The 25,308-nt window shown below is 61.8% G+C and carries 41 protein-coding genes; 33 read left to right on the forward strand and 8 right to left on the reverse strand.

Translation table 11 applies throughout. The features are described 5' to 3' along the window. Positions 1-239 precede the first annotated feature (239 nt). From APT59_RS09800 to APT59_RS09820, 6 genes are all read right to left on the reverse strand, one after another. On the reverse strand, positions 240-419 hold the full coding sequence (locus tag APT59_RS09800) for a hypothetical protein (protein ID WP_059314673.1): 180 nt from the start codon (positions 417-419) through the stop codon (positions 240-242). Positions 420-433: 14 nt separating this feature from the next. Further along, a complete protein-coding gene (locus APT59_RS09805; protein ID WP_059314674.1) occupies positions 434-694 on the reverse strand; it encodes a hypothetical protein in 261 nt (86 codons plus the stop codon). Continuing rightward, positions 691-1,029, reverse strand: coding sequence for a response regulator transcription factor (locus APT59_RS09810; RefSeq protein WP_156428999.1), 339 nt, complete (start codon positions 1,027-1,029; stop codon positions 691-693). Before APT59_RS09810 ends, APT59_RS09805 begins: the two co-directional genes overlap by 4 nt. A gap of 47 nt (positions 1,030-1,076) precedes the next feature. Beyond that, positions 1,077-1,298 carry a hypothetical protein gene (locus APT59_RS09815; RefSeq protein WP_059314676.1) on the reverse strand — a complete coding sequence of 74 codons (222 nt, stop codon included), beginning with the start codon at positions 1,296-1,298 and terminating at the stop codon, positions 1,077-1,079. After that, the gene (locus tag APT59_RS22965) at positions 1,295-1,414 is read right to left on the reverse strand and encodes a hypothetical protein (protein WP_082696313.1); all 120 of its coding nucleotides are present in this window, start codon (positions 1,412-1,414) and stop codon (positions 1,295-1,297) included. The genes APT59_RS09815 and APT59_RS22965 overlap by 4 nt, the downstream gene beginning before the upstream one ends. Before the next feature lie 174 nt (positions 1,415-1,588). After that, complete coding sequence (locus APT59_RS09820) at positions 1,589-1,798, reverse strand: hypothetical protein (RefSeq protein ID WP_059314677.1); 210 nt, start codon at positions 1,796-1,798, stop codon at positions 1,589-1,591. Between the two features lie 399 nt (positions 1,799-2,197). Between APT59_RS09820 and APT59_RS09825 the strand changes: the two genes are divergently transcribed. Next, the gene (locus APT59_RS09825) at positions 2,198-2,482 is read left to right on the forward strand and encodes a DUF1654 domain-containing protein (RefSeq protein ID WP_082696314.1); all 285 of its coding nucleotides are present in this window, start codon (positions 2,198-2,200) and stop codon (positions 2,480-2,482) included. Positions 2,483-2,600: 118 nt separating this feature from the next. Here APT59_RS09825 and APT59_RS22155 read toward each other — a convergent pair whose 3' ends face one another. Next, complete coding sequence (locus APT59_RS22155; protein WP_082696315.1) at positions 2,601-3,977, reverse strand: Fic family protein; 1,377 nt, start codon at positions 3,975-3,977, stop codon at positions 2,601-2,603. Positions 3,978-4,314: 337 nt separating this feature from the next. Beyond that, positions 4,315-5,163: an XRE family transcriptional regulator gene (locus tag APT59_RS09835; protein WP_059314679.1), complete on the reverse strand. Its 849-nt coding sequence runs from the start codon at positions 5,161-5,163 to the stop codon at positions 4,315-4,317. 102 nt (positions 5,164-5,265) lie between these two features. On the opposite strand from APT59_RS09835, the gene APT59_RS09840 reads away from it, so the two are divergent. The 32 genes from APT59_RS09840 (at position 5,266) to APT59_RS09995 (ending at position 25,307) form a co-directional block, all read left to right on the forward strand. Further along, positions 5,266-5,484 (forward strand): hypothetical protein, encoded by a 219-nt coding sequence (locus tag APT59_RS09840; RefSeq protein ID WP_059314680.1) that lies wholly within the window; start codon positions 5,266-5,268, stop codon positions 5,482-5,484. A gap of 184 nt (positions 5,485-5,668) precedes the next feature. Then, entirely contained in the window at positions 5,669-6,469 is an 801-nt protein-coding gene (locus APT59_RS22615) for a hypothetical protein (RefSeq protein ID WP_174523134.1), read from the forward strand. Further along, positions 6,450-7,253 (forward strand): ATP-binding protein, encoded by an 804-nt coding sequence (locus APT59_RS09850; RefSeq protein ID WP_156428941.1) that lies wholly within the window; start codon positions 6,450-6,452, stop codon positions 7,251-7,253. The genes APT59_RS22615 and APT59_RS09850 overlap by 20 nt, the downstream gene beginning before the upstream one ends. 118 nt (positions 7,254-7,371) lie before the next feature. After that, positions 7,372-7,593, forward strand: a complete 222-nt coding sequence (locus tag APT59_RS09855) for a hypothetical protein (protein WP_059314682.1) — start codon at positions 7,372-7,374, stop codon at positions 7,591-7,593. Then, entirely contained in the window at positions 7,590-7,895 is a 306-nt protein-coding gene (locus APT59_RS09860; RefSeq protein WP_059314683.1) for a nuclease domain-containing protein, read from the forward strand. Before APT59_RS09855 ends, APT59_RS09860 begins: the two co-directional genes overlap by 4 nt. Beyond that, the gene (locus APT59_RS09865; protein WP_059314684.1) at positions 7,892-8,242 is read left to right on the forward strand and encodes a RusA family crossover junction endodeoxyribonuclease; all 351 of its coding nucleotides are present in this window, start codon (positions 7,892-7,894) and stop codon (positions 8,240-8,242) included. The genes APT59_RS09860 and APT59_RS09865 overlap by 4 nt, the downstream gene beginning before the upstream one ends. Next, entirely contained in the window at positions 8,239-8,670 is a 432-nt protein-coding gene (locus APT59_RS09870; RefSeq protein ID WP_059314685.1) for a hypothetical protein, read from the forward strand. The genes APT59_RS09865 and APT59_RS09870 overlap by 4 nt, the downstream gene beginning before the upstream one ends. After that, on the forward strand, positions 8,648-8,947 hold the full coding sequence (locus APT59_RS09875) for a hypothetical protein (protein ID WP_156428942.1): 300 nt from the start codon (positions 8,648-8,650) through the stop codon (positions 8,945-8,947). Before APT59_RS09870 ends, APT59_RS09875 begins: the two co-directional genes overlap by 23 nt. A gap of 2 nt (positions 8,948-8,949) precedes the next feature. After that, the gene (locus APT59_RS09880) at positions 8,950-9,513 is read left to right on the forward strand and encodes a hypothetical protein (RefSeq protein ID WP_059314687.1); all 564 of its coding nucleotides are present in this window, start codon (positions 8,950-8,952) and stop codon (positions 9,511-9,513) included. A gap of 290 nt (positions 9,514-9,803) precedes the next feature. Further along, complete coding sequence (locus tag APT59_RS22160; protein ID WP_082696317.1) at positions 9,804-9,992, forward strand: Com family DNA-binding transcriptional regulator; 189 nt, start codon at positions 9,804-9,806, stop codon at positions 9,990-9,992. A 5-nt stretch (positions 9,993-9,997) separates the two neighbouring features. Then, positions 9,998-10,834 carry a putidacin L1 family lectin-like bacteriocin gene (locus APT59_RS09885; protein ID WP_059314688.1) on the forward strand — a complete coding sequence of 279 codons (837 nt, stop codon included), beginning with the start codon at positions 9,998-10,000 and terminating at the stop codon, positions 10,832-10,834. Between the two features lie 62 nt (positions 10,835-10,896). Next, positions 10,897-11,271, forward strand: a complete 375-nt coding sequence (locus APT59_RS09890) for a putative holin (protein ID WP_059314689.1) — start codon at positions 10,897-10,899, stop codon at positions 11,269-11,271. A gap of 3 nt (positions 11,272-11,274) precedes the next feature. Further along, a complete protein-coding gene (locus APT59_RS09895; protein ID WP_059314690.1) occupies positions 11,275-11,598 on the forward strand; it encodes a phage holin family protein in 324 nt (107 codons plus the stop codon). Then, complete coding sequence (locus APT59_RS09900; RefSeq protein WP_059314691.1) at positions 11,595-11,825, forward strand: hypothetical protein; 231 nt, start codon at positions 11,595-11,597, stop codon at positions 11,823-11,825. Before APT59_RS09895 ends, APT59_RS09900 begins: the two co-directional genes overlap by 4 nt. After that, positions 11,822-12,007 carry a hypothetical protein gene (locus APT59_RS09905; protein ID WP_059314692.1) on the forward strand — a complete coding sequence of 62 codons (186 nt, stop codon included), beginning with the start codon at positions 11,822-11,824 and terminating at the stop codon, positions 12,005-12,007. The genes APT59_RS09900 and APT59_RS09905 overlap by 4 nt, the downstream gene beginning before the upstream one ends. Beyond that, positions 12,007-12,372, forward strand: a complete 366-nt coding sequence (locus tag APT59_RS09910; protein ID WP_059314693.1) for an HNH endonuclease — start codon at positions 12,007-12,009, stop codon at positions 12,370-12,372. Before APT59_RS09905 ends, APT59_RS09910 begins: the two co-directional genes overlap by 1 nt. Positions 12,373-12,502: 130 nt before the next feature. Then, positions 12,503-12,988 (forward strand): phage terminase small subunit P27 family, encoded by a 486-nt coding sequence (locus tag APT59_RS09915; RefSeq protein WP_059314694.1) that lies wholly within the window; start codon positions 12,503-12,505, stop codon positions 12,986-12,988. Next, the gene (locus APT59_RS09920; protein WP_059314695.1) at positions 12,988-14,709 is read left to right on the forward strand and encodes a terminase large subunit; all 1,722 of its coding nucleotides are present in this window, start codon (positions 12,988-12,990) and stop codon (positions 14,707-14,709) included. The genes APT59_RS09915 and APT59_RS09920 overlap by 1 nt, the downstream gene beginning before the upstream one ends. Continuing rightward, on the forward strand, positions 14,709-15,974 hold the full coding sequence (locus APT59_RS09925; RefSeq protein WP_059314696.1) for a phage portal protein: 1,266 nt from the start codon (positions 14,709-14,711) through the stop codon (positions 15,972-15,974). The genes APT59_RS09920 and APT59_RS09925 overlap by 1 nt, the downstream gene beginning before the upstream one ends. A 17-nt stretch (positions 15,975-15,991) precedes the next feature. Continuing rightward, positions 15,992-16,654, forward strand: a complete 663-nt coding sequence (locus tag APT59_RS09930) for an HK97 family phage prohead protease (RefSeq protein ID WP_059314697.1) — start codon at positions 15,992-15,994, stop codon at positions 16,652-16,654. 10 nt (positions 16,655-16,664) lie between these two features. Beyond that, entirely contained in the window at positions 16,665-17,831 is a 1,167-nt protein-coding gene (locus APT59_RS09935; protein ID WP_059314698.1) for a phage major capsid protein, read from the forward strand. A gap of 38 nt (positions 17,832-17,869) precedes the next feature. Next, positions 17,870-18,064 (forward strand): hypothetical protein, encoded by a 195-nt coding sequence (locus tag APT59_RS09940; protein ID WP_059314699.1) that lies wholly within the window; start codon positions 17,870-17,872, stop codon positions 18,062-18,064. Continuing rightward, positions 18,061-18,411: a head-tail connector protein gene (locus tag APT59_RS09945; protein WP_059314700.1), complete on the forward strand. Its 351-nt coding sequence runs from the start codon at positions 18,061-18,063 to the stop codon at positions 18,409-18,411. The genes APT59_RS09940 and APT59_RS09945 overlap by 4 nt, the downstream gene beginning before the upstream one ends. After that, on the forward strand, positions 18,392-18,730 hold the full coding sequence (locus APT59_RS09950) for a phage head closure protein (RefSeq protein ID WP_059314701.1): 339 nt from the start codon (positions 18,392-18,394) through the stop codon (positions 18,728-18,730). The genes APT59_RS09945 and APT59_RS09950 overlap by 20 nt, the downstream gene beginning before the upstream one ends. A 2-nt stretch (positions 18,731-18,732) precedes the next feature. Then, the gene (locus tag APT59_RS09955; protein ID WP_082696318.1) at positions 18,733-19,167 is read left to right on the forward strand and encodes an HK97-gp10 family putative phage morphogenesis protein; all 435 of its coding nucleotides are present in this window, start codon (positions 18,733-18,735) and stop codon (positions 19,165-19,167) included. Beyond that, positions 19,167-19,532 (forward strand): tail completion protein gp17, encoded by a 366-nt coding sequence (gene gp17 / locus APT59_RS09960; RefSeq protein WP_059314702.1) that lies wholly within the window; start codon positions 19,167-19,169, stop codon positions 19,530-19,532. The genes APT59_RS09955 and gp17 overlap by 1 nt, the downstream gene beginning before the upstream one ends. Before the next feature lie 63 nt (positions 19,533-19,595). Beyond that, positions 19,596-20,090: a phage tail tube protein gene (locus APT59_RS09965; protein ID WP_058790571.1), complete on the forward strand. Its 495-nt coding sequence runs from the start codon at positions 19,596-19,598 to the stop codon at positions 20,088-20,090. A gap of 9 nt (positions 20,091-20,099) precedes the next feature. Further along, positions 20,100-20,474 (forward strand): phage tail assembly chaperone family protein, TAC, encoded by a 375-nt coding sequence (locus tag APT59_RS09970; protein ID WP_059314703.1) that lies wholly within the window; start codon positions 20,100-20,102, stop codon positions 20,472-20,474. A gap of 14 nt (positions 20,475-20,488) precedes the next feature. After that, positions 20,489-20,782: a phage tail assembly protein T gene (locus APT59_RS09975; protein WP_174523135.1), complete on the forward strand. Its 294-nt coding sequence runs from the start codon at positions 20,489-20,491 to the stop codon at positions 20,780-20,782. A 593-nt stretch (positions 20,783-21,375) separates the two neighbouring features. Further along, positions 21,376-24,111, forward strand: coding sequence for a phage tail tape measure protein (locus tag APT59_RS09985; RefSeq protein WP_059314705.1), 2,736 nt, complete (start codon positions 21,376-21,378; stop codon positions 24,109-24,111). A gap of 12 nt (positions 24,112-24,123) precedes the next feature. Continuing rightward, a complete protein-coding gene (locus tag APT59_RS09990; protein WP_059314706.1) occupies positions 24,124-24,708 on the forward strand; it encodes a hypothetical protein in 585 nt (194 codons plus the stop codon). Then, a complete protein-coding gene (locus APT59_RS09995) occupies positions 24,708-25,307 on the forward strand; it encodes a hypothetical protein (protein WP_059314707.1) in 600 nt (199 codons plus the stop codon). The genes APT59_RS09990 and APT59_RS09995 overlap by 1 nt, the downstream gene beginning before the upstream one ends. The last annotated feature ends 1 nt before the right edge of the window (position 25,308 follow it).

Consider the following 25,308-nt stretch of genomic DNA (forward strand, 5'->3'; position numbering starts at 1 on the left):
AAGGGGTGGCCGGTGCTTATCTCCAGCTCGCAGGCGATTCATGCTCGCCCCAGCAGGTCACGCTACCCAAGGGCCACGTATTCACCCCTTTCCGATGCAGTCCCCGTGACGTGGGGAATACGGCCTGGCCCTCGGCGGAGGTAGAAGCTGGTGACCAATGCCAGGCTGCCGGTGATGTGCGCTCCGCCGGCTGGCGCTCCTGGGTATCCGCCGGGGCGGCCCGCCAGGTCGGGGCTAGATCACCAGAAGCCGAACCAGACGCCCACGCCGTGGACGATGGCGACCGGGAAGAAGATGGCGCCCCCGATCAGGAAGCCCCATTGCTCCTCGGTGAAGCAGCGGTAGAGGTGGGTCACCCAGGCGCCGAAGCTGCTGAGCATCAGCGCGATGGTGATGATGGTTGCGGTAAGGTCTTTCATGACTCTCTCCAAGATCATTTGCCGCTGGGGGCGGACATCAATTCAATGAAACGTGACATGTCACGCTGAGCAATCTTGTCAGCGGCATGAATCAGCATAGTGATGACCTCGGCGCGCTGCTCGAAACCGCCGGCGGCGCACAGCCGGTCCAGCGCCTGAGCGGTGCCCTGATACATCTCGAACGGCATCACCTGGTGACCCAGGGCGGCCAGGCGCTCGGCCTCGCGCTTTCGCTGGTCAGCCTTCCGCTCGGCGGCAGTCTTCGGTGTGGTCATGCGTAGATCTCCGGGGCTTCAGCGCGGCGCATCATCCGGACCTGGGCGGTGCGGCGCTCCGGCGCGCGGCGGTCGCGGCGCATCGGGTCTTCATCGAGGGCGGCATGGGCAACCACCAGGGCGGCCAGCATCAGGCAGAGCGGGCTGATGATCTGGCGCTTCATGGCCTCTGCCACCAGCTGCGGGGCGCGCTGCACGCCCAGCTTAAACATGGCGCTGCTGACCCGCTTGGTGACGGTCATGGGAGCGATCGCCATGTCACGGGCGATCTGCTTGTGGGTCAGGCCGCTGGCCAGGCCCATCACGCATTCCAGTTCTCGGGGAGCCAAGCCCATGCCCAGGCGTCCTTGCCATTGCCCGAATTCGATCACGGTGTGGATCCTTACGCCGCGGCGGCGTGGTACTGGTGTTGGTTGAGGAGTTCTTCGAAGCCCGCCAGCGTGCGCTGGAAGTAGAGCTTCAGGCCGGGAGTGGAGGCCTGCTGCATCTCGCGCCGGTACATGGCCGCGAGGTCTTCAACGTGCGGCAGGATGTTCAGGTGCAGGGTGGCCGGCGTGGCCGCTTCGATCTGGGCGCGCAGCCAGGCGACGTAGTGCTGGTTCATGACGAGCTCCTCAGCAGCCTGATCCCTCGGGCCGTGTTGGGGGTGAGCGTGAGAAATCCCTTTTCTTCCAGCGCTGCCAGGTGCTCCTGGGCGCCGTTGGGCGATGCCATGCCCATCAGCTCGGCCAGCTCGGCGCGGGTGGGCGGGTGGGCGGGTAGTTGTGGGCCGACAGGAAGGCTTCCACTTCCTGCAGGGTCTGCAGCTGGCGCGGGGTGAGATCGTTGGCCATGTCGGCCTCCTGTTCGGTTGGCATCCCGTCTGGCCCTCGTGGGAAGGCCAGTCAGTGATGCTTAGGCTTCGGCGGGTGCCGCGGCTTCACGCTCAAGGCGCTTGGCGTGAGCTTCAGTCAGCTTCGCCAGGACCTTCTGCTGCAGTGCTGCAGTAGGGATCGCCTGGAAAGTCTCGATTGCTACGCCGGCGATTGACCCCTCGATGTCAGCCGTCATGGATTCCATCCAGATCTTCACCTTCGCGTAGTTCGTGCGCTTCGTTCGTGCCATTGCGGTGTCCTCGGTTGTCTTCCCGGCTGGCCCTATCTCCAAGGCCAGCGAGGAAAACTGCTATGCCGGTGTTACGCGCCACCGCCGGCTGGGCGACTACTTGTTCGGGGGATCTGAGATCCCAACAGCCGCCCGCGCTGGTGTGCCGGCGGCTCTCCATTTCGGTGCTTTACGCTGCACACCTTGGGGGAGGCGTCCCATCTCAGGAGGTCGGCTTCAAGCCCTGGGTCTCCTGATCGCTACCCGGGGCGGCTTGCGCTGCCGTGGATAAAATATGCACTGGTGCAATTATGTAGTCAATGCACCAGTGCATTATTTTTCTGAGAATATTCCCTTGAGGCATCGTTCCGCTTGGTCTACTGTCTATCCATACAGTATACTTGTGAAGGAGGTCACAGCATGTCCAAGCCCGCCAAACCGACAATGTCCGCCCAGGAACGCCTGTCCATCCGCATCTCGAACATGATTACGTCACCCAAGGCTCAGCTTGAGCGACGGGTAAGGGTGCATCAGCTCGATACCGATCCGGACGATGTATGGGAACTGGTGCTGGAGTGCCTGGCGGAATCGGCCGAGCTGGACGTGACCTTTGAAGACGACGGCGACGTGACGATCCGGTGGGAGTCGGATGCCCGAGAGGTGACGGACGAAGGAGAGGTGAGCGTGGAGCAGGTCAACTGCTGACCCGCTGAATGGAAAGGCCTCGGGCGCCCTGAGCAGTATCAAGGCGCCCGCATCAGATCATGAGACGACCTATGTCTTTCAACTTCGCCGACTTGTCTATGAACAAAAACGCAGTTTCTCAAATTGTCATTTGCGGCTTCGTTCTTTTTTTAGAGACCTTGCTTTTGGCTATTCTTGACTGGGCATCACTACGTGCTACGTAAAGGTAAGATTTCCCTTCTTTTGTTTTTGCCATGAATTTGAGAGAGGCGAGTTTTTCTAAGTCCGCCCGCGCTGTACCTTCGGATACATCAAACTCATTTTTTACTTCTTTTGCAGTGAACACTCGTCCCGGATTACGCAGGACCTTTTTAAGTAAGTGAATTTGCCGGAAGCTTAAATCTTTGCTGTAACCCGCCTGATCTATGAAAGCCATTATTTCATAGAATTCTTTCTTTTTGGTCTCGATATGAGTCAAGAAGTCATTGATGGCGCGTTCTATAATCCGCAGTTGATAGCAAATAAAATATGTGAGGTCAAAGTCGTCGTTTTCAGTGAAAAGATACGACTCGCCGTATTGGGTAGGTGCCTGCTTTAGCAGGTTGCTAATTGAGATATATTCAAATGCCCAGTATCCACTTTTAAGCATATACCAATAGAATAGGCATCTGGCCGTTCTACCGTTTCCATCATTGAACGGGTGTTCGTAGCCTATCATAAAATGCAAGATAATCGCTTTCACAGCAGGATGTATGAACGTCCGCCCATCCTCTCCGTCATGATTCGTATTAGCAAAATCACAAAGCATTTCAAGTCTGAACAGCAAGAGCTTTTGGTCAGGAGGCTGATGAGCAATTTCCTCGTCCCTCCCTTTGACATAGATGTCATTACTCTTCCGGATTTCTCCAGGACACGAGTGTTCTTCTTCTACTCCACGCGTAGCGTCAGTGTGAAAACGCCTGATGAGTTCGATAGTGAGTGGTTGGTCTTTATTGTATTTTGCTTGCTTCATTAATATGAAGTTATTGACGATCATTCTTTCATCGTCATTGACGGGTGGGCGCTCTTTTTCAAGCATCTCTTTTGCAACTTTTCTAGTAGTTGCTGCCCCCTCCAGTTGTGCACTTGAGATGGCCTCTTCCATCATCAAAGATTCAACTAAATATATATCGCTCGCTCTGGTGCGTGCGGTATCCAAATTCGCGCCTATTTCTGCGTTTAGCCTATCTATTTTGTGTAGGATGTTTTGAGATGAGTCAGGAAGACAAAATTGAAAGGGGTGTCCGGTTTCGGCATTCAGCTCTATAGGCTTTAAAAGAGACTGCCTTGATAGCTTGATTACAGCCCATGCGAGCTCGGCGTCGTCGCCATTTTGAACGCGATGACGGATATCGTGCCAATGGAGATAGCGTCCCTTTTCGTCTACAGCTTTGTACTTACCAAAATATCTTGGGAGATCGCCAGACTTCTCTTTCAAGATATCCCCGACTTTCCTAGGCCGCTTGATGTGTGACATGACTTCAGCTCAAAAACGCAAAAATTGTTCTGAACGTATCCGCAGAGAGCATCTAGGTCAAGAAATTCGTCTAAGACGGATGTTCCGGTTCCTGCTGCTCCAAATTCTGGTTGCTTGAAGGCTGCGGTTTAGACGTTTTCACAGGCACCCGGCTCTATTTTTTTGCTACGGAGGAAGAAGAGCTATGGACCTAGATCTCCCCTGGCACGGCAAAAGGAGCGCTGCCCCCCGATGTAGACGCAACAGGGTTGCCTTCGCTGCGCACGAGCGGGGTCAAGTCAGCGCTTGTGAAGCCAAAAAGTACAAGGCAACTCGGGACCTGACGCACTTTACCGTTTCAAACGCGGTGTGCGTTCCAAACCAGCAGGATGCGCCCCCGGATGTAGATGTCTTCCTTCCTCACCTGGCGATCCTTGTGCTTCTCATTATCCGAGATCACTTCGAATCGCTCAGCATCGGCCAACTGCAGCCGCTTGATGAACAGGTACTCGCCCTCGTTGAAGAGGTAGATCCCGTCGCCGGTGTACTCGGTGATGCTGACGTCGATCAGCAGCGGATCCTTGTCCTGGATCGTCGGCGCCATCGACTGGCCCCAGCCGGTGATCAGCTTCAGGTGGTACGGACTCTCGTAGTCCACGCCCAGGCGGCGCAGGTGCTCCTGGCTGACGGTGACATCCTGCAGCAGCTCGACATAGTCGGCCGGGATCTGCCCGCCGCCCATGGCCGCGCGCACGTCGTAGTGGGGGATGCGGATCTCGTCACCCACGGCGCCAGGCCGGGAGAAGTCGGCGGTGATCACATTGCCGCGTTCGGCAGCGACCGTTGGCTGGTCTTCGGCGGCGGCCTGGATACGCTGGCGCGCCTCCTCCGGAAGCCCCTTGCCATGCTTCAGCAGCATCTCATTGACGAGGTCAGAGAGCTTGCGCACCTTCTCTTCCGGCGCGGGCTCAGTATCGCCCGGTAGGGGAGAGTGGCCACGAAGCTGATCAGTGGTGATCCCGAAGAAGTCCGCCAGCGGCTTGACCTGCTTATCAGTCGGCTCCTTGATGCCTTTCGCGATGTTTTTCGGACCAAGGATGCGGGATAGCGTCGACTGGTTGAGGCCAGTCTGACGAGCCAGTTCGGTCTGATTGATCCCTCGCTGATCCATGAGATGGCGAAGGATTTTGTCCACTGTTTTATGCATGGGTGCAATGCTGTCCCTAGCCGGTGCATAACTCAATAGCGCGGTGCATTGACGTTTATGCACTAGTGCATGATCATGTGCATACCGATCCAGGAGTAAGCCATGAGCGCTACTGACCTCTCCCAGAAATTGGATGCGTTGTTCGCCGCCGGGCTGACCTACAAGGCCATTGCCAAGCGCGCTGGCTGCGACATCTCGACGATCTTCCGCATTCGTTCGAAGCAGATCACCAACCCCAGCTACTCGGTGGGTGTGGCTATCGACTCGCTCTATGCGGAGTCCGTGAAGCGCGCTCGGAAAGCTGCGCGTCTGGCGTCCTGACCATGGAACCCATTATCCGCGTCATGGCCTTGCGCCAGCAGTCACGCGGGATAGCTGTGATTCCGTCCAGTACGTGAATCGCAGACAAGAAAAAGCCCGGCGGCAACCGGGCTTCGAAGTAACGCTAAACAGGTGACCATTATGAATCGTTTCGCTGCAGTTTCAAGCGGCAAGGCAGAGCGCCATGGCCGGTGACTGGATCAAGTTCGAGCTGACCACCCTGGACAAGCCTGAGGTGTGCCAGATCGCTGATGAAGCCAACATCGATTCCGACGCGGTGGTAGGCAAGCTGCTCCGCGTGTGGGGTTGGTTCGATCAGCAGACCTCCGAAGGTAACGCTCCGAGCGTTAGCAAGCGGTTACTGGATCGCCTGGTAGGCGTTACTGGCTTCTGCGATTTGATGCGAAAGGTCGGCTGGATGGTTGAGGACGACGGCGTCATCAGCATCCCCAATTTCGAGCGCCACAACGGGAAAACCGCCAAGAACAGGCTTCTCACGGCCAAGCGCGTAGCCAACCACAAGGCTGCTAACGGTAAAGGTAACGCTCGCAGCGTTAGCGATGCGTTACCTAGAGAAGATGTAGAGAAGAGAGAGAAAGAGCAAGAGCCAAGAGCTGGCTCCGCAGCGCCGCAACACCAGGCCGAAGCCAATCCCGAGACCGATCAAGCCAAGCCCCGGGCAAGCCGCCTGCCGAAGGACTGGGCGCTCCCTGAAGACTGGGCAGCCTGGGCTCTCGCTGAGCGGCCCGAGTTCACCGAGCAGCAGGTCCGCGCCATCGGCGCCACCTTCGCCGACTTCTGGCATGCCAAGGCTGGCAAGGACGCCTGCAAGCTCGACTGGCTCGCCACCTGGCGCAACTGGATCCGCAACCAGAAGGCCCATGGCGGCAACGTCCGCCAGCTGCCCAGCCGCCACGTCGGCCTGAACGACCAAGACTATTCCCGCGACCTGGAGGCCAATGGCGATGGCACCTACCGGTTTTAACTCGTTGCTCGAACGCACCCAGCGCCTGGCGGGCATCGTCGGCCAGGAACAAGCCACCTGCGATCGCCATGGCGCCTACGAGGCCCAGGTCTTTCGCGATGAGCGCCGCTCTGGCTGCCCGGCCTGTGCCGAGGACGCCCGCGAGAAGCGCGAGGCGGAGGAGTGGGCAGCCCAGCGCCGCCAGGGCGCCGTGGCCAAGCTGGAGCGCCGCCTGGGTAGCGCAATGATCCCGCCGCGCTTCACCGGCAAGACGTTCGAAAGCTACCGCGCCGAGACCGCCGAGCAGAAGAAGGCCCTGGCCTCCTGCCGCCGCTACGCCGAGCAGTTCACCGAGAACGCCCAGGGTGGCCGCTGCATGTTGCTGCTGGGCAAGACCGGCACCGGCAAAACCCACCTGGCCGCCGCAGTCGCCCAGCACGTCATCCGCGAGCACGGCGCCACGGCGATCTACACCACCGTCAGCCGCATATGCCAGCACATCAAGGGCAGCTTCGGCAGCGACGCTACCTACACCGAGGCCCAGGCCATCGAGCTGTTCGCCCAGGCGGATCTGCTGGTGATTGACGAGGTGGGCGCCAGCCGGGACAACGACTTCGAGCGCATGAGCATCTTCGAGGTGGTGAACAAGCGCTACGAGGAGATGAAGCCGACCGTCCTGGTCTCGAACCTCTGCGCCACCAAGTTCGAGGCGAGCGTAGGTGACCGCACCGCTGACCGGCTGCGCGAGGGTGGCGGCTTCGTTCTCCTGTTCGAGTGGGACAGCGCCCGCCGAGGTGCTGCATGAAGGCCTGCTGGTTCGTTCTGCTCCCAGGTCGCCCGCCGTTCGCAATGGTCGGCGCCCAAGTAACCCGCGACGAGGCGCTGACCTCGGCGCGCATCATCTGGCCGGAGGCCGACGTAGCATGATGTTCACCGAAGCAGAGATGACCGAAGCCCGCCGCCTGGCCTATGACCAGGGCTTCTGCCGCGGCAGCGGCATGGACCCCAAGGTCCAGCACACCGAGGCCTACATCCACTTCCGTGAGCAGGAGCTGGCCCAGCCGGTTAAGCGCGAGCGAAAGGCGCCGGCACCGCGTCGACCGATCGGCGACTGGCTGGGCGACGGGGAGGGCCGTGATCAATGAGCCGCGCCCAATCCAAGAAGCTTCGCGACAGCGCCCGTGGCCAAGAATGCACCTTGCGTATCCCGGGCGTCTGCAACTTCAACCCCGAGACCACGGTGCTTGCTCACGTCGCCTGCGGCCAGAAGGGCATGGGTCTGAAGAGCCCGGACAACATGGCCGTGTTCGCCTGCAGCTGCTGCCACGACCTGCTCGACGGCCGGCGTCAGGGTGAGCTGGATCAGCGCGACGTGATCCGGGCCCTGGGCGAGACCCAGGCCATCTGGATCAGCCAGGGCCTGATGACGATCAAGGGGGCGGCATGACCGGAATCGTCCTGCCATGGCCGCCGAGCAACAACACCTACTACCGCCGAGTCGGGGCCAAGACGCTTATCAGCGAGAAAGGTCGCCAGTACAGCCGCGCCGTGACCCAGCTATGCGCTGTGGCCAGATTAAAGCGCAGGGAAGGGCGCCTTCAGGTGGTCATCACGGCCTGCCCGCCAGATCGTCGTCTGCGCGACCTGGACAACATGCTTAAGGGGCTGCTCGACGCGCTGACACATGGCGGTGCCTGGGTCGATGACAGCCAGATCGATGACCTGCGCATTGTCCGCGGCCCGGTTACTGCCGGCGGCACGGTATCGGTTGAGATTCAGGAGATCCTGGCATGAACCACCCAGCACAAGACCTGGCCGGCCTGGCCCGTCAGATCCTCGGCCACTCCATGATGGTCTTCCTGAGCCATCACGACGAAGCGCACCAGGCGGCCCCGGACAATGCCCAGGAGCTGATCGGCCAGATGCGCGCCCTGGCTGCCCAGCGCATGGCCGACGCGACTGATGACGACCTGCGCCGCCGGAAGATGGTGCTGCAGTCGCTCTACACGAACGCCGCCAGCACCGCGCACGCCTGCCGCGGCTACCAGTCGGCCCGCCGCCCTGGCTCTCGCCTTGGTGGCCGCATTTGGAAGGACCGCTCCAGCGTCAACAAGGCCGGAGAGCAGAAAGCCCAACGTGACATGTCACACGCCCTCGGCGAGATGGAAGACATCCAGAAGGAGATCGACCGGAGGGCCAATGCGCAAGAAGCACGGGCCTGACCTGAAACGGAAGGTGAAGCCGATTTCGCGTTGCGTGACATGTTACGGGCGAGGAGTCGTGAAGCCGCTGTTCTACGACGTTGAGTGTGCGGCCTGTGACGGTGCTGGCTTCGTCGATGCCGCCACTGGTGAGTCCCTTGGCAAGGACGACGCACCATTCCAGATGCGTGCCTACATCGCCCGGCTGGAAAGCCAGGTAGCAACCCTGCAGCGGATGCAGCCCTACGAATCGAGCAACCGCCGCGGCCCGCACGGCTCGCACTTCACCGGAGACTGACCATGAGCTACTACCGTGACACCCTGAGCGCAGTCGTCCGCTGCCTGTCCGCCGAGACCATCGACAACACCAGCAAGCAGGCCTGGCAGAAGCTGTACGACGCCGGCTATCCGGAGGCGCGCGGTGGTAGCGGCCTTAGCCCCCAGGAGCAGCGCGACATGGACTGCCTGCTGCACGCCCGGCTGCATCGTCAGCTGTCCGCCCTGGACTGGGCCGTGCTGGTGGCCAAGTACAGCACCCACAAGGCGCGCAAGGTGGACGCCATCGGCTTCGTCATCCCGCGCATCGAGTCCCCAGCGCCGCGCCTGTTCGTATCGAAGGCGGTCACCGCCTGGGCGATCCCAGAGCTGCGCGGGGTAGAGGGGCGTCGGTCCACTGACATGATCGTTCTGCCGAAGGCGTTCTACTGCATGAACGCCTGGGACCCGGATGCACGCCCTGAACAGACCCGGCGCCGGTGGCGCGGGGGCATTGGCAAGCGCTGCGAGGAGCTGGTGACTCAGGCGCTTCGTCGGGCCGAGGCAGTGCTAACAGAAGAAGGGCTACTAGCTCACATTGCCGCTTGACGTCTGTGAGCGGTTGAGCGAATATTTCCCTATCTTGTCGATTCTGCGCGTAAATAAGATTCGACTTAAAAGCCCGGCCACTGAGTCGGGCTTTTTTATGCGTGCTCCAAAAACAGAAGCCCCGCCAATGTGCGGGGCTTTTGCGTATCTGGAGGAAAAAGAGGGCGACCACTGACGGTGTTACGAGCACCGCCGGCGGCCACCAACCTGCAGTCTGTACCTGCAAGCCAGCCAAGGCCCCCTGCTCGCGCGAGCGTGGCGGAGCCTAGCAGAACGAGGCTTTGCAGACCATGTTGAAAGATTGCCGTTGCGGACAGTGCAACCGACTACTCGCCCGCGTGGGTGAGTTCACCGAGCTCCAGATCAAGTGTTCCCGCTGCGGGACATTGAATCATGTGAAGGCCAAGAGCCTCGAGCAATCGCCTCTGAGCGACATTTCCAGCGACCAAACGCTGAAACCATCATTACTCAGAGGTTAACTATCATGGCTGAAACTTACTCTCCCTTCGCTGATAACGGCAACGCGATGCTGCCCCCTTTTCAAGTGATGTCTGTAGGTCAATACCTACAGTCTCCGAATGGGCAGTACCGTTTGGTTTTCCAGAGCGACGCGAATCTGGCGCTCTATCAGGGGGATCAGGCGATTTGGGCTGCAAACGAAGATGTTCCTTATAGCCAGACGATCAAGCTGAATACTGGCAAGGGCACATCCAGCGCTTATAACCGGGGCACTTTGGAAGTGACGGACTACATGCGCAAGCGGCAGTGGAATGCGTCGCCTTCCACCTATCCAGCTGAGGACAGGTATCGCGTGTATTGCGTACTGCAAGACGATGGAAATATCGTATTGACGGTATTCAAGCCGCTTTGGCAGAGCGATGCGGGTCGTGCGGTAGTGCCTGATGCTCGCGGCATTGTTAGCTTTGCCCCGGGAACCCGTCTGGACCAAGGCCGGGAGTATCACGCGGGGGATAAGCGAATTGTGTTTCAAGGCGATGGTAACTTGGTTGTCTACGATGCCAATTCGGCTCCTGTATGGAACTCGGGTACGCAAAACCAAGGCGGTGATGAAGCGGTCATGCAGCCAGATGGCAACTTCGTCATCTACAATTCTAGGGAAGGCCGGCCGCTGTGGAATAGCCAGACTGCCGGTAATCCCAACGCCTACGCGATGCTCACCGACAACGGCTGCTTCAGTGTGCTTACTCAAGAGCCTATTTGGGCACGCTTTGGCTTCACGCCGACTATTCAAAAAGGAAAGCCGCGTAGCAAAGGAGGTATCAGCCTCAGCACGCCGCAGATAGTCATCTGGACCTTCTAGTCCTGCCTGCTGCCCCCACCATGGCCCGCCCTGCGGGCCTTCTGCTTTCTTGGAGTAATGAAATGGGCGAACCCTCATCCACGAGCATCGGGCTGGCCGGCTTGTTCGCCAGTCTGGGCCTGGGTGCAGTGTTCCCCGATCTGGATCCGGCTGCGCTGGTTGGAGCCTTCGGTGGCGCCTTCTTCTACGTGGTCTTCGCCAAGGACATGCCCTTCTTTCGGCGTGTGGGCTACCTGTTCGTTGGCTGGATCGGTGGCTACTTCGCGGCGGCCGAGGCGATCGGACAGGACTGGACGAGAACCACCGGCCTGGTGGCCATGGCCTGCGGCGCCGTTTGTGTAGTCTTCCTTGCCGGCCTGGTCGAATGGGTTGAAACGGGCACTATGCCGCGCTTTTTGCGCTGGGTGCTCACCATTCGTTTTGGTAAAGGGGGCTGATCGATGGCCACTATCCTGCAGGCGCTGTTCTGCGCTGGCATCTTCATCATGATCGGCTTCGTCTACCGGCCCGATCCTGACTCACGGTACCGCCTGGGCGTATCGGTGATTGCCTTCGCGCTGTGCGCTGTCACCGGGATGCAGTTCATGAGCATCACCGCCCGCATCATCCTCGAACATCATCTGCCGGTAGTGTCCTGGTACAACACGGCGTTCTATGGCCTAAGCCTGGCGCTGGTCGTCCAGGCCCGCGGCAACGTAGCTAAGATCTGGCCGGCGGGCTTCGAGCGTTGGGATGGCAGCGAGCGGCGGAGGGGCAGGGGATGAACCAGCAGCAGATCAAGCTGGCCCAGCAGCTGTTCTCCGAGCGCGACCGGCTGAAGAAGTTGCGCGACGATGCTGAGCGAAAAGGCGGCTTCTCTGTTGCCGTCAACGGCAGCTATCAGGATGACGAGATGGTGAATGTTGCGCGACGTCCAGTGCTTGATCTGATAAGCCAGCGGATTAAGCGTATCGAAGGCGACCTTCAGCAGCTGGGATGGGATGGAAAATGACCGAGCACCAGGAGCTGATCGCAGCACTGGCACGCCAGACCCAGGCGATGCTGGAGCTGGCCGAGAGCAACAGGCTGTTGGCCGAGAGTAACCGCGAGATGGTCGACTACCTGGCCGACCAGCAGGACGACGGCGGCGAACGCGATGGCCCTCGCTTTGATTTGGCAGGGAAGCCCCTCTGATGGCGCTGCGACCCAACAAGCCATGCCGCGCCCGCGGCTGCAACGCGCTGACCCGTAACGCTGGTGGCTACTGCGATGAGCACGCCGACCAGGCCAAGGCCTGGGCCAGCAGGCAAGGCTCTGGTCGTGGTGGTCGGCCCTGGCGACGGATGCGCGAGCAGGTGCTGAAGCGTGATGGCTACCTCTGCCAGTGCGAGGACTGCAAGCATCTGGGCCGTGTCAGGCCAGCGCACGAGGTCGACCACATCGTGGCCCTGGCCCAAGGCGGCAGCGATATCCCGGACAACCTGGCGGCCATCAACCATGACTGCCATCGGGTCAAGACGCTGCGCGAGTCAGCAGCAGGCCGGCGGCCCAATCTGTAGCACGTCACAGCCCCGATATAGGCTTGGCCTATGGGTGGGGGTTGGTCAAAAGTCCAGGGCTATAGGGTCGGACACCGTCCGCCCCGTCAATTTTTCACGCCCGCGAAATTAAAAATTCAGGAGTAGCGCCATGGGCGGCACAGCGGCGGTCGCTGGCCGAGGTCGCAAGCCCAAGCCCACGGCCAAGAAACAGCTCGCCGGCAACCCCGGCAAGCGGGCCTTGAACAAGGCCGAACCCCAGTTCTCCACGGTCACCAACGTCGATCCGCCCGAGTGGTTGAACGACCGAGCGGCTGACATGTGGAAGATGATCATTCCCGAATTGCTTCGCGAGAACGTGCTGGCGCTCACCGACCTGCACAACGTCGAGGCCTTCTGCACGGCATATGGCAACTGGCGCCTGGCGCAGGAATCGATCAACACCCACGGCATCGTGGTGGAGGGCGCCCAGGGCGGGCCGATGAAGAACCCGGCCCTGACCGCCGCCAACGAAACGATGCGCCAGATGGTGACCTTCGGTTCACTGCTCGGGCTCGACCCGGCCAGCCGGACGCGCCTGATCGGCGGCAACAAACAGAAATCCACCAACGAGTTCGCTGCTCTCCTAGGTTCCTGATGGCCAAGACCCCCACGCCCAACGTCGACAAGGCGATGGCGTGGGCGCGGTCCGTCCTGAAGGGCAGGGTGCCGGCGTGCCGGTTCATCCATCTGGCGATCCAGCGGCACTTCGAAGACGTGGCCGAGAGCCGGGGCAAGGGCTTTCCCTACAAATTCGACGCTGCCCAGGCGGAGAAGAAGCTGCGCCTGGTGCAGCTGATGCCGCACACCAAGGGCGAGTGGGCGTTCAAGCGCCAGCTCATCACCCTGGAGCCCTGGCAGCTCTTCGGCATGGCCTGCACCTTCGGCTGGCTGCGCAAGAAAGACGGCTACCGGCGCTTCCGCGAGAGCTACTGGGAGGTGCCGCGCAAGAATGGCAAGTCGGTGATCGCCGCCGGCGTCGGCATCAGCATGTTCGTCGCCGACAACGAGTTCGGCGCCGAGGTGTACAGCGGTGCCACCACCGAGAAGCAGGCCTGGGAGGTCTTCCGCCCGGCCAGGCTGATGGTGAAGCGGACGCCGATGTTGATCGAGGCGGCGGGGATCGAGGTGAACGCCTCGAACATGAACGTACCAGCCCAGGGTTCGCGCTTCGAACCCCTAATCGGCAACCCCGGCGACGGCGCTTCGCCCAGCTGCGCGATCATTGACGAATTTCACGAGCACGACAGCTCGGCCCAGTACGACACCATGCTGACCGGCATGGGCGCCCGCCGGCAGCCGCTGATGTTCATCATCACCACGGCCGGCGCCAACATCGAGGGCCCGTGCTACGACAAGCGCCGCCAGTCCATCGAGATGCTAGAAGGCTCGGTGCCCGATCCGGAGTTGTTCGCCTGGATCTGGACCCTGGACGAAGGCGACGACTGGACCGACCCGAAGAACCTGGCCAAGGCCAACCCCTGCATGGGTGTTTCGGTCTATCAGGAGTACCTGGAAAGCCAGCTGGCCCGGGCGATCCGCTCGGCGCGCTTCACCAACACCTTCAAGACGAAGCACCTGAACCTCTGGGTCAGCGCGAAAGCGGGCTTCTTCAACGTCGAGAACTGGAAGGCCTGCGAGGACAGGAGCCTGACCCTGGAGCAGTTCGAGGGGCAGGAGTGCATCCTGGGCTTCGACCTGGCGCGCAAGCTGGACATGAACTCCATGGCCCGGCTGTTCTGGCGCGTCATCGACGGCCGCATCCACTACTACAGCGTCGCCCCGGGCTTCTGGGTGCCGGAAGACACGGCGTTCAACGACGACAACCGGCGGATGGCCGAACGCTTCCAGGCCTGGATCAACACCGGGCATCTACAGGTCACCCCAGGCGCCGAGATCGACTATCGGGAGATCCTCGAGGAAGCCAAGGAGGCCAACCTGGCTGCCCCGGTGCTGGAGTGCCCGATTGACCCGCATGGCGCGACGAACCTGAGCCACCAGCTTGATGACGAGGGCCTGACCCCGGTCACCATCGTCCAGAACTACACCCACATGTCGGACCCGATGAAGGAACTGGAAGCCGCTATCGAGTCCGGCCGCTTCCATCACGACGGCAACCCGATCATGACCTGGTGTATCGCCAACGTGATCGGCAAGACGGTGCCTGGAAACGACGACATCGTCCGGCCGATAAAGCAGGGCAACGACAACAAGATCGACGGCGCCGTGGCGCTGATCATGGCGGTGGGGCGCGCAATGCCGGCAGCGGCCGAGCCCCGCAGCATCGATTCCTTCCTGGACAATATCCTGAGCGCGTAATGGCAGACACCGACTACAGCATCGACCTGCGAACCCGCAGCCCCTTCTGGGCGCGCATGGCGAGCTTCTTCGTCGGTGGGCGCCTGGTTTCGCCGGAAAAAGGCTCCGTGACAGGTCCCATCTCCGCGTCTGGAGTGGTGGGCGACTCGGTGGTGAGCGACGAGCGCACCCTGCAGATCAGCACCGTCTACGCCTGCGTCCGGCTGATTTCCAGCGTGACCGCCGGCCTGCCGCTGGATGTCTTCGAGACCAAGGGCGATGACCGCCACAAGGTCGGCCTGGACCAGCCGCTGGCGCGCCTGCTGCGCTATAGCCCGAACAGCTTCATGACCGCCGTCGAGTTTCGCGAGGCGATGACCATGCAGCTGTGCTTCTACGGCAACGCCTATGCCCTGGTCGAGCGCAACGGCGCCGGCGACGTCATCTCCCTGCTGCCGCTACTGTCGGCCAACATGGACGTGCGGCTGGAGGGCAAGAAGGTCGTCTACCGCTACCGCCGAGATAGCGAGTACGCCAACTTCAGCCAGCGCGAAATCTTCCACCTGAAGGGTTTCGGCTTCAACGGCCTGGTGGGGCTGTCGCCGATCGCCTTCGCGGCCCGCGCCGCCGGCGTGGCGGTCTCGATGGAAGACCAGCAGCGCGACTTCTACGGGAACGGCGCCAAGTCCCCGCAGCTGCTGATGACCCCGGACGTGCTGAAAAAGCAGCAGCGCGACCAGCTGGAGGAGAACTTCAAGGAGATCGCCGGCGGCCCGGTCAAGAAGCGGCTCTGGATCCTAGAGGCAGGCTTCACCACCCAGGCCATCGGGGTGACACCGCAGGACGCCGAGACCATGGCGGCCCGGAAATTCCAAGTCAGCGAGCTGGCGCGCTTCTTCGGCGTGCCGCCCCACCTGGTGGGTGACGTAGAGAAATCGACGAGCTGGGGATCCGGCATCGAGCAGCAGAACCTTGGCTTCCTGCAATACACCCTGTCGCCGTACCTGGTGCGCTGGGAGCAGGCGATCTGGCGCTGGCTGGTGAAGCCCGCTGACATCAGCCGTTTCCATGCCGAGCACAACCTGGAAGGCCTGCTGCGGGGCGATTCGACGGCCCGGGCCCAATTCCTCACCCAGCTGGTGAATAGCGGCCTGCTGACCATCAACGAGGGTCGGCGCCTCGACAACCGGCCGCCACTGCCTGGAGGCGACGTCGCCACCCGGCAATCGCAGAACGTGCCGATCACCCAACTTGGCCAACCAAACCCCGCCCCGAGCGGGGTTTGATCTATCTGGAGGCTGCAATGCCCAACATCTGCAAGACCCTGGACTTCGAACTGGCCGGGGTGAAGTTCGCCGGCAATGGCGCCCAGGGCATCTTCGAAGGCTATGCCAGCGTCTTCGGCGTGACCGACAGCGATGGCGACGTGATCCAGCCGGGTGCATTCGCCAACGCGCTGAAGTCCCAGACCCGCTCGGTGGCCATGTTCTTCAACCACCGCCGCCACGAGATCCCGGTAGGGAAGTGGCTGCACCTGGAGGAGGACAGCAAGGGCCTGCTGGCCCGTGGCGAGCTGACGCCGGGTAACCCCCAATCCGAGGCCCTGAAGGCCGCCATGCAGCACGGCACCGTGGCGGGCATGTCGGTCGGCTTCCTGGCCGCCAAGGGCGACTTCGAGCCCATCGCCACCGGCATGTCGTTCAAGAACGTCTCCCGGCTGAGCGAAATCAGCATCTGCACCATGCCGGCCAACGAGCACGCCACCGTGGCCTCGCTCAAGAGCATGGATGGCATCGAAAGCATTCGCGACGCGGAGCACTGGCTGCGAGATGCAGCTGGCCTCTCCAAATCCGAGGCGCAGGCGTTCATCGCCCGCATCAAGTCCGCAGTTCGGAGCGAGTCCGAAGGCGGCGACGAAATCGCCGCGCTCTTGCAGCGCATTCAAACCTTCCCCTCCGTGAACTGAGGAACCCCCCATGTCCGATTTGGCAGTCATCCAAAAGGCGATCGAGACCGCGCAGACCCGCATGCAGGAGCTGTTCGACGCCCAGAAAACCGAAATCCAGGCCACCGGCGCTGTCAGCAAGCAGCTGCAGGGCGACCTGACCACCGTCCAGGAAGAGCTCAAGTCGGCAGGCACCCGCCTGTTCGATCTGGAGCAGAAGCTGGCGGGCAACAAGATCGATGATCCGTCCACCCAGAAGTCCTTCGCCGAGCGCACCGCCGCCGACATCATGAAGGGCTGGGACGGCCGCTCCTCGAAGGTAGACGTGAAGTCCTTCGACAAGGCGTTGGGCAGCACCGCCGCCTCGGCGGGCACCCTAGTCGAGCCCCAGCGCAATGCCGGCATCCTGATGCCGGGCCTGCGTCGTCTCACCATTCGCGATCTGCTGGCCCAGGGCCGCATCAGCTCCAACTCCCTGGAGTACGTGCGCGAGAACGTCTTCACCAACTCGGCGGCGATTGCGCCGGAAGGCACCCTCAAGCCCGAGTCGCAGCTGACCTTCACCAAAGAGTCGGCAAACGTGAAGACCATCGCCCACTGGATCCAGGCTTCGCGCCAGATCATGGAAGATGCGCCGATGCTCGAGTCCTACGTCAACAACCGTCTGCTGTACGGCCTGGCGCTGAATGAAGAGGTGCAACTGCTCAACGGCGACGGTACCGGTGACAACCTGGTCGGTATCAACAAGGTGGCAACCGCCTACGACACCGGCCTGAACGCCACCGGCGACACCCGCGCCGACATGATCGCTCACGCGATCTTCCAGGTGACCGAGTCCGAGTTCGAGGCCTCCGGCATCATCCTCAACCCGCGCGACTGGCATGCCATCTCGCTGCTCAAGGACGCCGAAGGCCGCTACATCTTCGGTGGCCCGGCAGCGTTCGCCGCCCGCGTGATGTGGGGCCTGCCGGTCGTGGCCACCAAGGCCCAGGCCCAGGGCACCTTCACCGTCGGTGCCTTCGACCTGGCCTCCCAGGTCTGGGACCGCATGGACGCCACCGTCGAGGTCAGCCGCGAGGACCGCGACAACTTCGTCAAGAACATGCTGACCATCCTCTGCGAAGAGCGCCTGGCGCTGGCCCACTACCGGCCGACCGCCGAGATCAAGGGCACCTTCGCGGCTCCGGCTGCCAGCTGATCACACGAGGCGGGGCAGGCAACTGCCCCGGTACCGCCATGAAGACGATTCGCGCTCTGCGTCAGTTCTCCCACTACCACGCTGGCAACTTCGACCAGGGCGAGACCCGCCCGGTAGACGACTATGTCGCCGATGCCCTGGTGGGCATGGAGCTGGCCGAGGAAGTCAGCACCGAGGGCAAGCCCGAGGTGAAGACCAAGCCGGCCACCCGGAAGAAGGACGACCCGCAATGAGCATCCAGCCCACGGACCTTGTGTCGATCGAGCGGATGCGCGAGCACCTGGTCATCGACAGCGATGACGACAGCGAGGACTCCCTGATCCTGCTGTACGCATCGGCGGCCTTGGGCTGGTGCCTGTGGTTCTGTGATGAACCGGCCTGGACCGTGCCCGCTCAGGTGCCGGCCCAGGTCGCTATCGCCATGCTGCTAGTGCTCACCGACTTCTATGAGCACCGGTCCAGCCAGGCAGAGATTCAGCTCTACGAGAACAAGGCGGCCAAGGCCATGCTCTTTAGCTGCCGTAATTGGTACGGCGGCCCGCTGCCGGTGGAGGGTAGCAATGGAACCGGGACGGCTTAGGCATCGCATCAACCTGCAGAAGCCGGGCAGGGTGCAGGACCCTGATACCGGGGAGATGATCACCGGCTGGACGAACCTGACGGCCAAGCCGATCCGGGGCTCCGTCGAACCGGTGAGCGGCCGCGAATTTATCGCCGGCCAGGCCACCCAGAACGAGGTGACGACCCGGATCGTCATCCGGTACCGCGCCGGCGTCACCGCTGCCATGCGCGCTGTGCACCGCGGCGTCACCTACAACATCGAGGCCGTCCTACCGGACAAGAAATCCGGGCGGGAGTACCTCACCCTGATGGTTTCCGGCGGACTCGACGAGGGCTGACCATGATCACCTTCACCCTCAAGGGCGTGGACGATGCCATCGAACGCCTGACCCAGCTGCCGGATAAGGTCCAGCGCTCTTCGGTGCGCCGGGCAGCGCGGGCGGCGATGAAGATCGTCCGTGACGAGGCGGTCGACCGGGCAAACCAGCAGGATGACCCGGAAACGCCGATGAACATCGCCGACTTCATCGTGATCCGCGAGGGCACGATCAAGGGGCGGCGCGAGGGTGGCATCGTCATGCGCGTCGGCGTCATGGGCGGCGCCCGCTACGACAAGAAATCACCGAACCCGACCTACTGGCGCTTCGTCGAGCTGGGTACCGAGCGCTCCAGGGCCCGGCCATTCATGCGGCCGGCTCTGGATAACAATGTGCCGGACGTCATCCAGACCTTCATCGACGTGCTCGACGACGAGCTGAACAAGGAGCTGGTCTGATGTTTCCCCCTCTGTTCAAGGCTGCGGCGGCATCCGCCGAGGTGAAGGCGCTGCTGGGCAGTGATCCTGTTCGGGTCTATCCCTTCGGCGAGGCCGAGGAAGGCACCGCGCTGCCGTATGCCGCCTGGCAGGTCATCAGCGGCAGCCCCGAGAACTACCTGTCCGGCAGGCCGGACGTGGATGGATTCCGAACCCAGGTGGACGTCTACGGCACCACCGCGGCCAGTACCCGGGCCGCTGCTACCGCTCTGCGCGCCGCGCTGGAAGGTGTGGCCTACCTGGTGGCCTACAACGGCGAGAACCGCGACCGCGACACCAAGAATTACCGGGTCAGCTTCGACATCGAGTGGACTGTGCTCCGCTGACCTTTCACCGACTACCCCTCGACCCGCTCCGGCGGGTTTTTTCATGCCCGCAGGAGACGCTCCATGTCCATCAAGACCCAAGGAACCCAGGTCTATGTCCTGGTCCCGCCCGCCAGCGGCACCGGTGCCAACACCGTGCTGGAGATCGAAGGCCTGACCGCCTTCAACCCCGGTGGCTCGCCGGCCGATCAAATCGACACCACCACGCTCAAAGACAAGGCCCGGACCTTCATGAAGGGGTTGCGCACCCCGGGCAGTGCCACCGGCACCGTCCAGGCTGATCCGACCAAGGCCAGCCACGTCCGCCTGGCGCAGCTCGCCGCCGATGATAGCGACGCCAATCTGAAGTTCGCGGTGGGCTTCTCGGATGGCACTGTCCCGCCGACCGTCGCCAGCGGTGGCAGCGACTTCACCCTGCCGCCCGCCCGTACCTGGTTCACCTTCGACGGCTACGTCTCCGACTTCCCGTTCGATTTCGCCACCAACACCGTCGTGAGCACCGCTCTGACCATCCAGCGCTCCGGCCCCGGCGCCTGGACGCCCAAGAGCGCCAGCTAAGGAATTGCCATGAAGCTGAAAGACCTGAAAGCCGCCGGCGCCTTTGTCGAAGCAGCGCCGGTGAAGAAGACCATCCAGTGGGACCGCGGACAGCTGGATGAAGAGAAAAAGCCGGTGATCGACGAGTTCACCGTGCTGGTGAAGCGTCAGTCATTCGGCGTGATCGAGAAGCTCTACGCGCCGGCCGAGGGTGAGGACGAGGCCGCTGTGGCCAAGCGCAGCCGCAACGCCAAGCTGATCAGCGAGTGCGTTCTGCTGGGTGAGCAGGGCGACGAGCAGATCCCTTACGAGGACGCGCTGAACCTCGAACCCAACCTGGCCTTCGCGCTGCTCAATGCGGTGCACGAGGTCAACGGCATCGGGAAGGGCGCCGCAAAAAACTGACTCCCGCCGATGAGGTGTGGCACGAGCTTGTGCTGCATGGCATCGGCGGGTGCACGATCCTCGAAGCAAAGGAGCGGCTGACCTACGCCGAGGCGATGGACTGGTACGCCTACATCCGCCGGCGCGGCAGCCTGAACCTGGGCAATCGCCTGGAGCACGGCTTCGCCATGCTGGCCACGGTGCTGAGCCGGATCCATGGTGGCGAGGTAGAGATGGAAGCCTTCATGCCTTACGAGGCGGCCCTGACCCAGGAGCAGGACGACTGGTCGAGCATCTCCGTCGAGCGCGCCCGTGAAATCTGGCACTGAACCACCTAGGCGGCGGATCACGCCGCCGGTATGGCCTGTGACTTGTAAGACAATTCATAGCTGGTCTACCGTTTGTGAGCTAGTTATCACATGGAAGGCAGGTCAGAAATGCGCATTATCTCGTTGGCCCTGGCGGCTCTGGTTCTCACAGGGTGTGCTCAGGAGGCGGTACGCAAGCAGACGCAGTCGGGGTACCCGGAGGGCATTTTCAAAGCCTCCTCGTCAGCGGATGTAAGGGGCAAAATAATAAATGGCTGTATTAATAAGGGTCTTCAAATTGAAGATTCTGGCGCCGGTCAAATTGTTTGCTCTAGGGAGCTTGATGGGCTCCAAGCGTCTTTCACTCAGATAGCTATTTCGAATAGCTATAGCACCACCCCTCAAATGAAAGTGAAGTTTGTCCCGGTGCAGGTTGGTGATGATGTGAGAGTCGTCGCATATCCTTGGGTGGAAAGTGTTATGCCTGGCGGACAAGTAAGGAAGGTCGAGGCGAACGGGAACAAAGATAGGAACGCTATACAGGGGTTCCTCAACTCACTTGGTGCAAGTTGAAATAAACCCGCTTCGGCGGGTTTTTTATTGGTGGAGAAAATATGGCAACCCGCTCCCTCGGCAGTTTGACGCTTGACCTGGTTGCCAAGACCGGCGGCTTCGAGCAGGGCATGGACCGTGCCTCGCGCTCCATGCAGCGGTTCAAGACCGAGACCACCAAGCAGCAGAACGATCTGGAAAAGCTGCTGGGCAAGATCGACCCGGTGGTGGGGCGCCTGGGCGAGCTGGACAAGATGGAGCAGCAGCTGGCGGCCCATCGAAAGGCCAATCGCCTGCCGGCCGACGACTATGCCGAGTACCTGGGCAAGCTCAACGCCATGCGCGACGGCCTGACCGGCGCGAGCGCGGCGAATGAAAAGTACACCATGAGCGCCAAGGCCCAGGCCGCGGCGCTGCGTGGCGTGCCTGCGCAGTTCACCGACATCGTGGTCAGCCTGCAGGCCGGCCAGCAGCCTTTGCAGGTGCTGCTGCAGCAGGGCGGCCAGCTCAAGGACATGTTCGGCGGCATCGGGCCGGCGGCTCGCGCCCTGGGCGGCTACGTCGCCGGCATGGTCAATCCCTTCACGCTGCTTGCGGCAGCCGCCGGGGTGCTGGCGCTGGCCTACAAGCAGGGCAGCGCCGAGCAAGACGCCTTCCGTGTGTCCTTGGTCTCCACCGGCAACCTAGCCGGCAAGAACACCGGGCAGATGGCTGACCTGGCCAAGGATGTCAGCGGTGTGACCGGTACCACCGGCGCCGCTGCCGAAGCTCTTGCGCAACTGGTGGCCACCGGATCGCTGACCAGCGATCAATTCAAGGACATGGCGATCGCCGCCGTGGCCTGGGAGTCTGCTACCGGGAAGGCCGTGGCCGACACCGTTGCCGAGTTCAAGCGGCTGGCCGACGAGCCTACCAAGGCTTCGGCCGCGCTGAACGAGCAATACAACTACCTCACTGCCGCGGTCTATCAGCAGATCCAGGCGCTGGAAGAGCAGGGCAACAAGACAGCCGCTGCCAACCTGGCCGAGGCGACCTATGCCGGCGCCCTTCAAGAGCGCGCCAAGGGCATCAAGGAAAACCTCGGCACTATCGAGGCGGCCTGGAAAGGCATCACCAGCACAGCCAAGTCGGCCTGGGATGCGATGCTCGACATCGGGCGCGAGAAGTCGCTGCAGCAGGAGATCACTCAGCTAAGCGAGTTCATCGAGAAGCGCCAGAAGCTCGGCGGCTATGACAACACGGCGTACCAGGCAAAGCTGGACCTGCTGATTAAGCAGAGGGACGCGGCCAATGCTGAGTCGAAGGCGCAGGGCGAGTCGGCGGAAACAGAGCGCAACGCCATTCAGGCGGTGAATACGCTGCACCAGAGCTACCTGTCCAACCTCGACAAGGAAGGGAAGAAAAAGCTCGAGATTCAGAAGCTCGACCAGGCGCGCATCCAGGCGCTGAAGGGTGTCAATGTCGACACCGCTGCGATCGAGCGCGACTACGCGGCGGCGCGCGCGGGTATCGAGGACAAATACAAGGAGAAGGCAGCCCCGCGGGCCAAGGCCTACACCGACGACGAAGCCACTCGAACTCTTCTGGCTCTGCGTCAGCAGCAGAGCAGCCTGGAAGAGCAGCTTTCCAGTACCAACAAGCTAACCGGCGCTCAGCAGAAGCTCGTGCAGTTCGAGCAGCAGATCGCTGACCTCAAGACGAAGCAGACGCTGACGGCAGACCAGCAAAGCCTGCTGGCCAGCCAGGACCAGATCAAGGCACAGCTGCAGAAAAATGCTGCTATCGAACAGGAGATCGCCCAGAAGCAGGAGCTGCAAAGGCTCACAGAGCGGGCAGCACAGCTCGATGCTTCGATTGCCAACTCCTTGGCCTCGCAGCAGGAGCAGTATGGCCGTCAGTTGGACGGCGCCGGTATGGGCGACCAGTACCGAGATCGACTGAACCAGCAGAAGGCGATCTATCGGGAGTTTCAGCGCTACCGCGAGCAGCTGGACAAGGCCACGCCGAAAGACCTTCTTGGGAGTGAGCAGTACAGCGCTGCTGTCGAGAAGATCCAGGCTGGCCTGAACGATGCTCTTAGAAGTCATGAGTCCTACTACTCGCAGCTCGACCAGCTCAACCAAGACTGGACTAAGGGCGCCGGTGATGCTTGGAATAACTACGTTTCTGAGGCCAAGAACGTAGCCAAACAAACTCAGGACCTATTCAGAACTGCATTTTCCGGTGCTGAAGACGCAATTGTGAATTTCGTGAAGACAGGCAAGTTGTCATTTTCTGATCTGGCCAATTCCATAATCACCGACCTGATACGAATCCAAGTCAGGCAAGCCTTGGTTTCCGGTCTGAGTGCCGCCTATAGCGCCTATGGTGGTGGCTTTACTTCTCTGTTCAGCGCTGCTCAGGCGAATGGCGGGGCATGGGAAAGCGGAATTCAGAAGTTTGCGAATGGCGGAGCCTTCACCAATCAGGTCGTGTCGACGCCGACCGCTTTTGCTCATTCGGGTGGTCTTGGCCTAATGGGTGAGGCCGGCCCTGAGGCAATTATGCCGCTGACTCGTAGTGCTGACGGCTCGCTAGGTGTGAAGGCTTTGTCCGGCGGCGGTACTGGCGTTGCTGGTGCTGTTGCGGCAAACGTCGGCGGTGTCAGCCAGACCTTCCACATCAACGGCGACGTCAGCCCGGAAACGGTGCGGATGATCGAGCAGGCAACAGCCAGAGGCGCGCAGCAAGGTTATCAGCTGGTGCTTAAGGACCTCAGTCGCAACGGGCCGGCCCGGCAGATGCTCAGGCGCGGATAATCAGGAGTAACCATGGCTATAGACTGGCCCGCCGATCTTGTTCCCAACGAGATGACCTTCGGCTGCGTCTACAACAATCGCGCCTTCACCTCAACGCTGTCCAACGCGCAGCAGGTGGTCGGCTACCCGGGCGACTACTGGCAGTGCCAGCTCTCGTTCTCCGGACTGACCAGGGACCGCCACCGCCTGCTGACGGCCATGCTCGGCCGCCTGCGTGGCATGACCGGTACCGTCCGAGTGCCGGCCTGGGACCGCCTACGCACCGACGACATCGGCGCCCCGGTGGTTGCTGCCGGCCCGGCCTTCGCCGCGTTCCTGCAACTGCAAGGCATGACGCCCAGCAAGAAGGTCTTCAGCCAAGGCGACTACTTGACTGTGGCCGGCGAGATGTTCGAGGTGGTGCAGGACGCTACCAGTGACTCGGCCGGCAAGGCTACGGTCAGTGTCAACAAGCCGATCCGCAAGGCCCTGGCTGCCGGTGCCGCCGTGGAGTACCGCACTCCCTACTCGGAAATGCGCCGGGTCGACAATACCAACAGCTCCAGCGTGCAGCCCATGGTGGCCAGCCTGAGCCTGCAGTTCCGCGAGGCCTTCTGATGGCGACCAGCTTCCCCTTTAGCCAGGCGGTGGTGGACATCATCGCTCAGGGCAACTTCCGCGCGGTCTACGCTGCGCAGCTCGACTTCGTCGACGGCATGGTCTACGCCCACACCGGCCTGGGCGACCTTGTGGTGGACGGCATCACCTACCAGGGCGTGGGAAAGTTTGGCGAGGTAGGTCAGAGCCAGGAGAGCAGCAACAGCAGCTCACCGATGAGCATTGAGCTCACGCTCAACGGCCTGGACACCGCAATTCTCAGCTCCACGACCATCAAGGGCTGCCGCGGGCGCCCGGCGCGCCTGCTGTTCATCGTGATGGATGAAGCGGGCAACTACGCGGCCGACGTGCTGTTCTCCGGCCGGATGGATGCCGCCCAGATCGCCTACGGCGGCAACAGCGAGGACGGCAACAAGATTACCGTCACCCTGATCGACCGCATGGCCGAGTGGAGCCGCACCGGTACCGAGCGCTGGACCGACGAGAGTCACCGCGCGCGCCATGAGGGCGACCGCTTCTTCTTCGCCGTGGCCCAGCTCGCCAGCTGGCCGATTTACTGGGGCTCCGGCAAGGACGCGCCTTCCTTCACCTACGAGTAGC

Origin of the sequence: Pseudomonas oryzihabitans (assembly GCF_001518815.1) — a bacterium.
Lineage (GTDB): Bacteria > Pseudomonadota > Gammaproteobacteria > Pseudomonadales > Pseudomonadaceae > Chryseomonas > Chryseomonas oryzihabitans_E.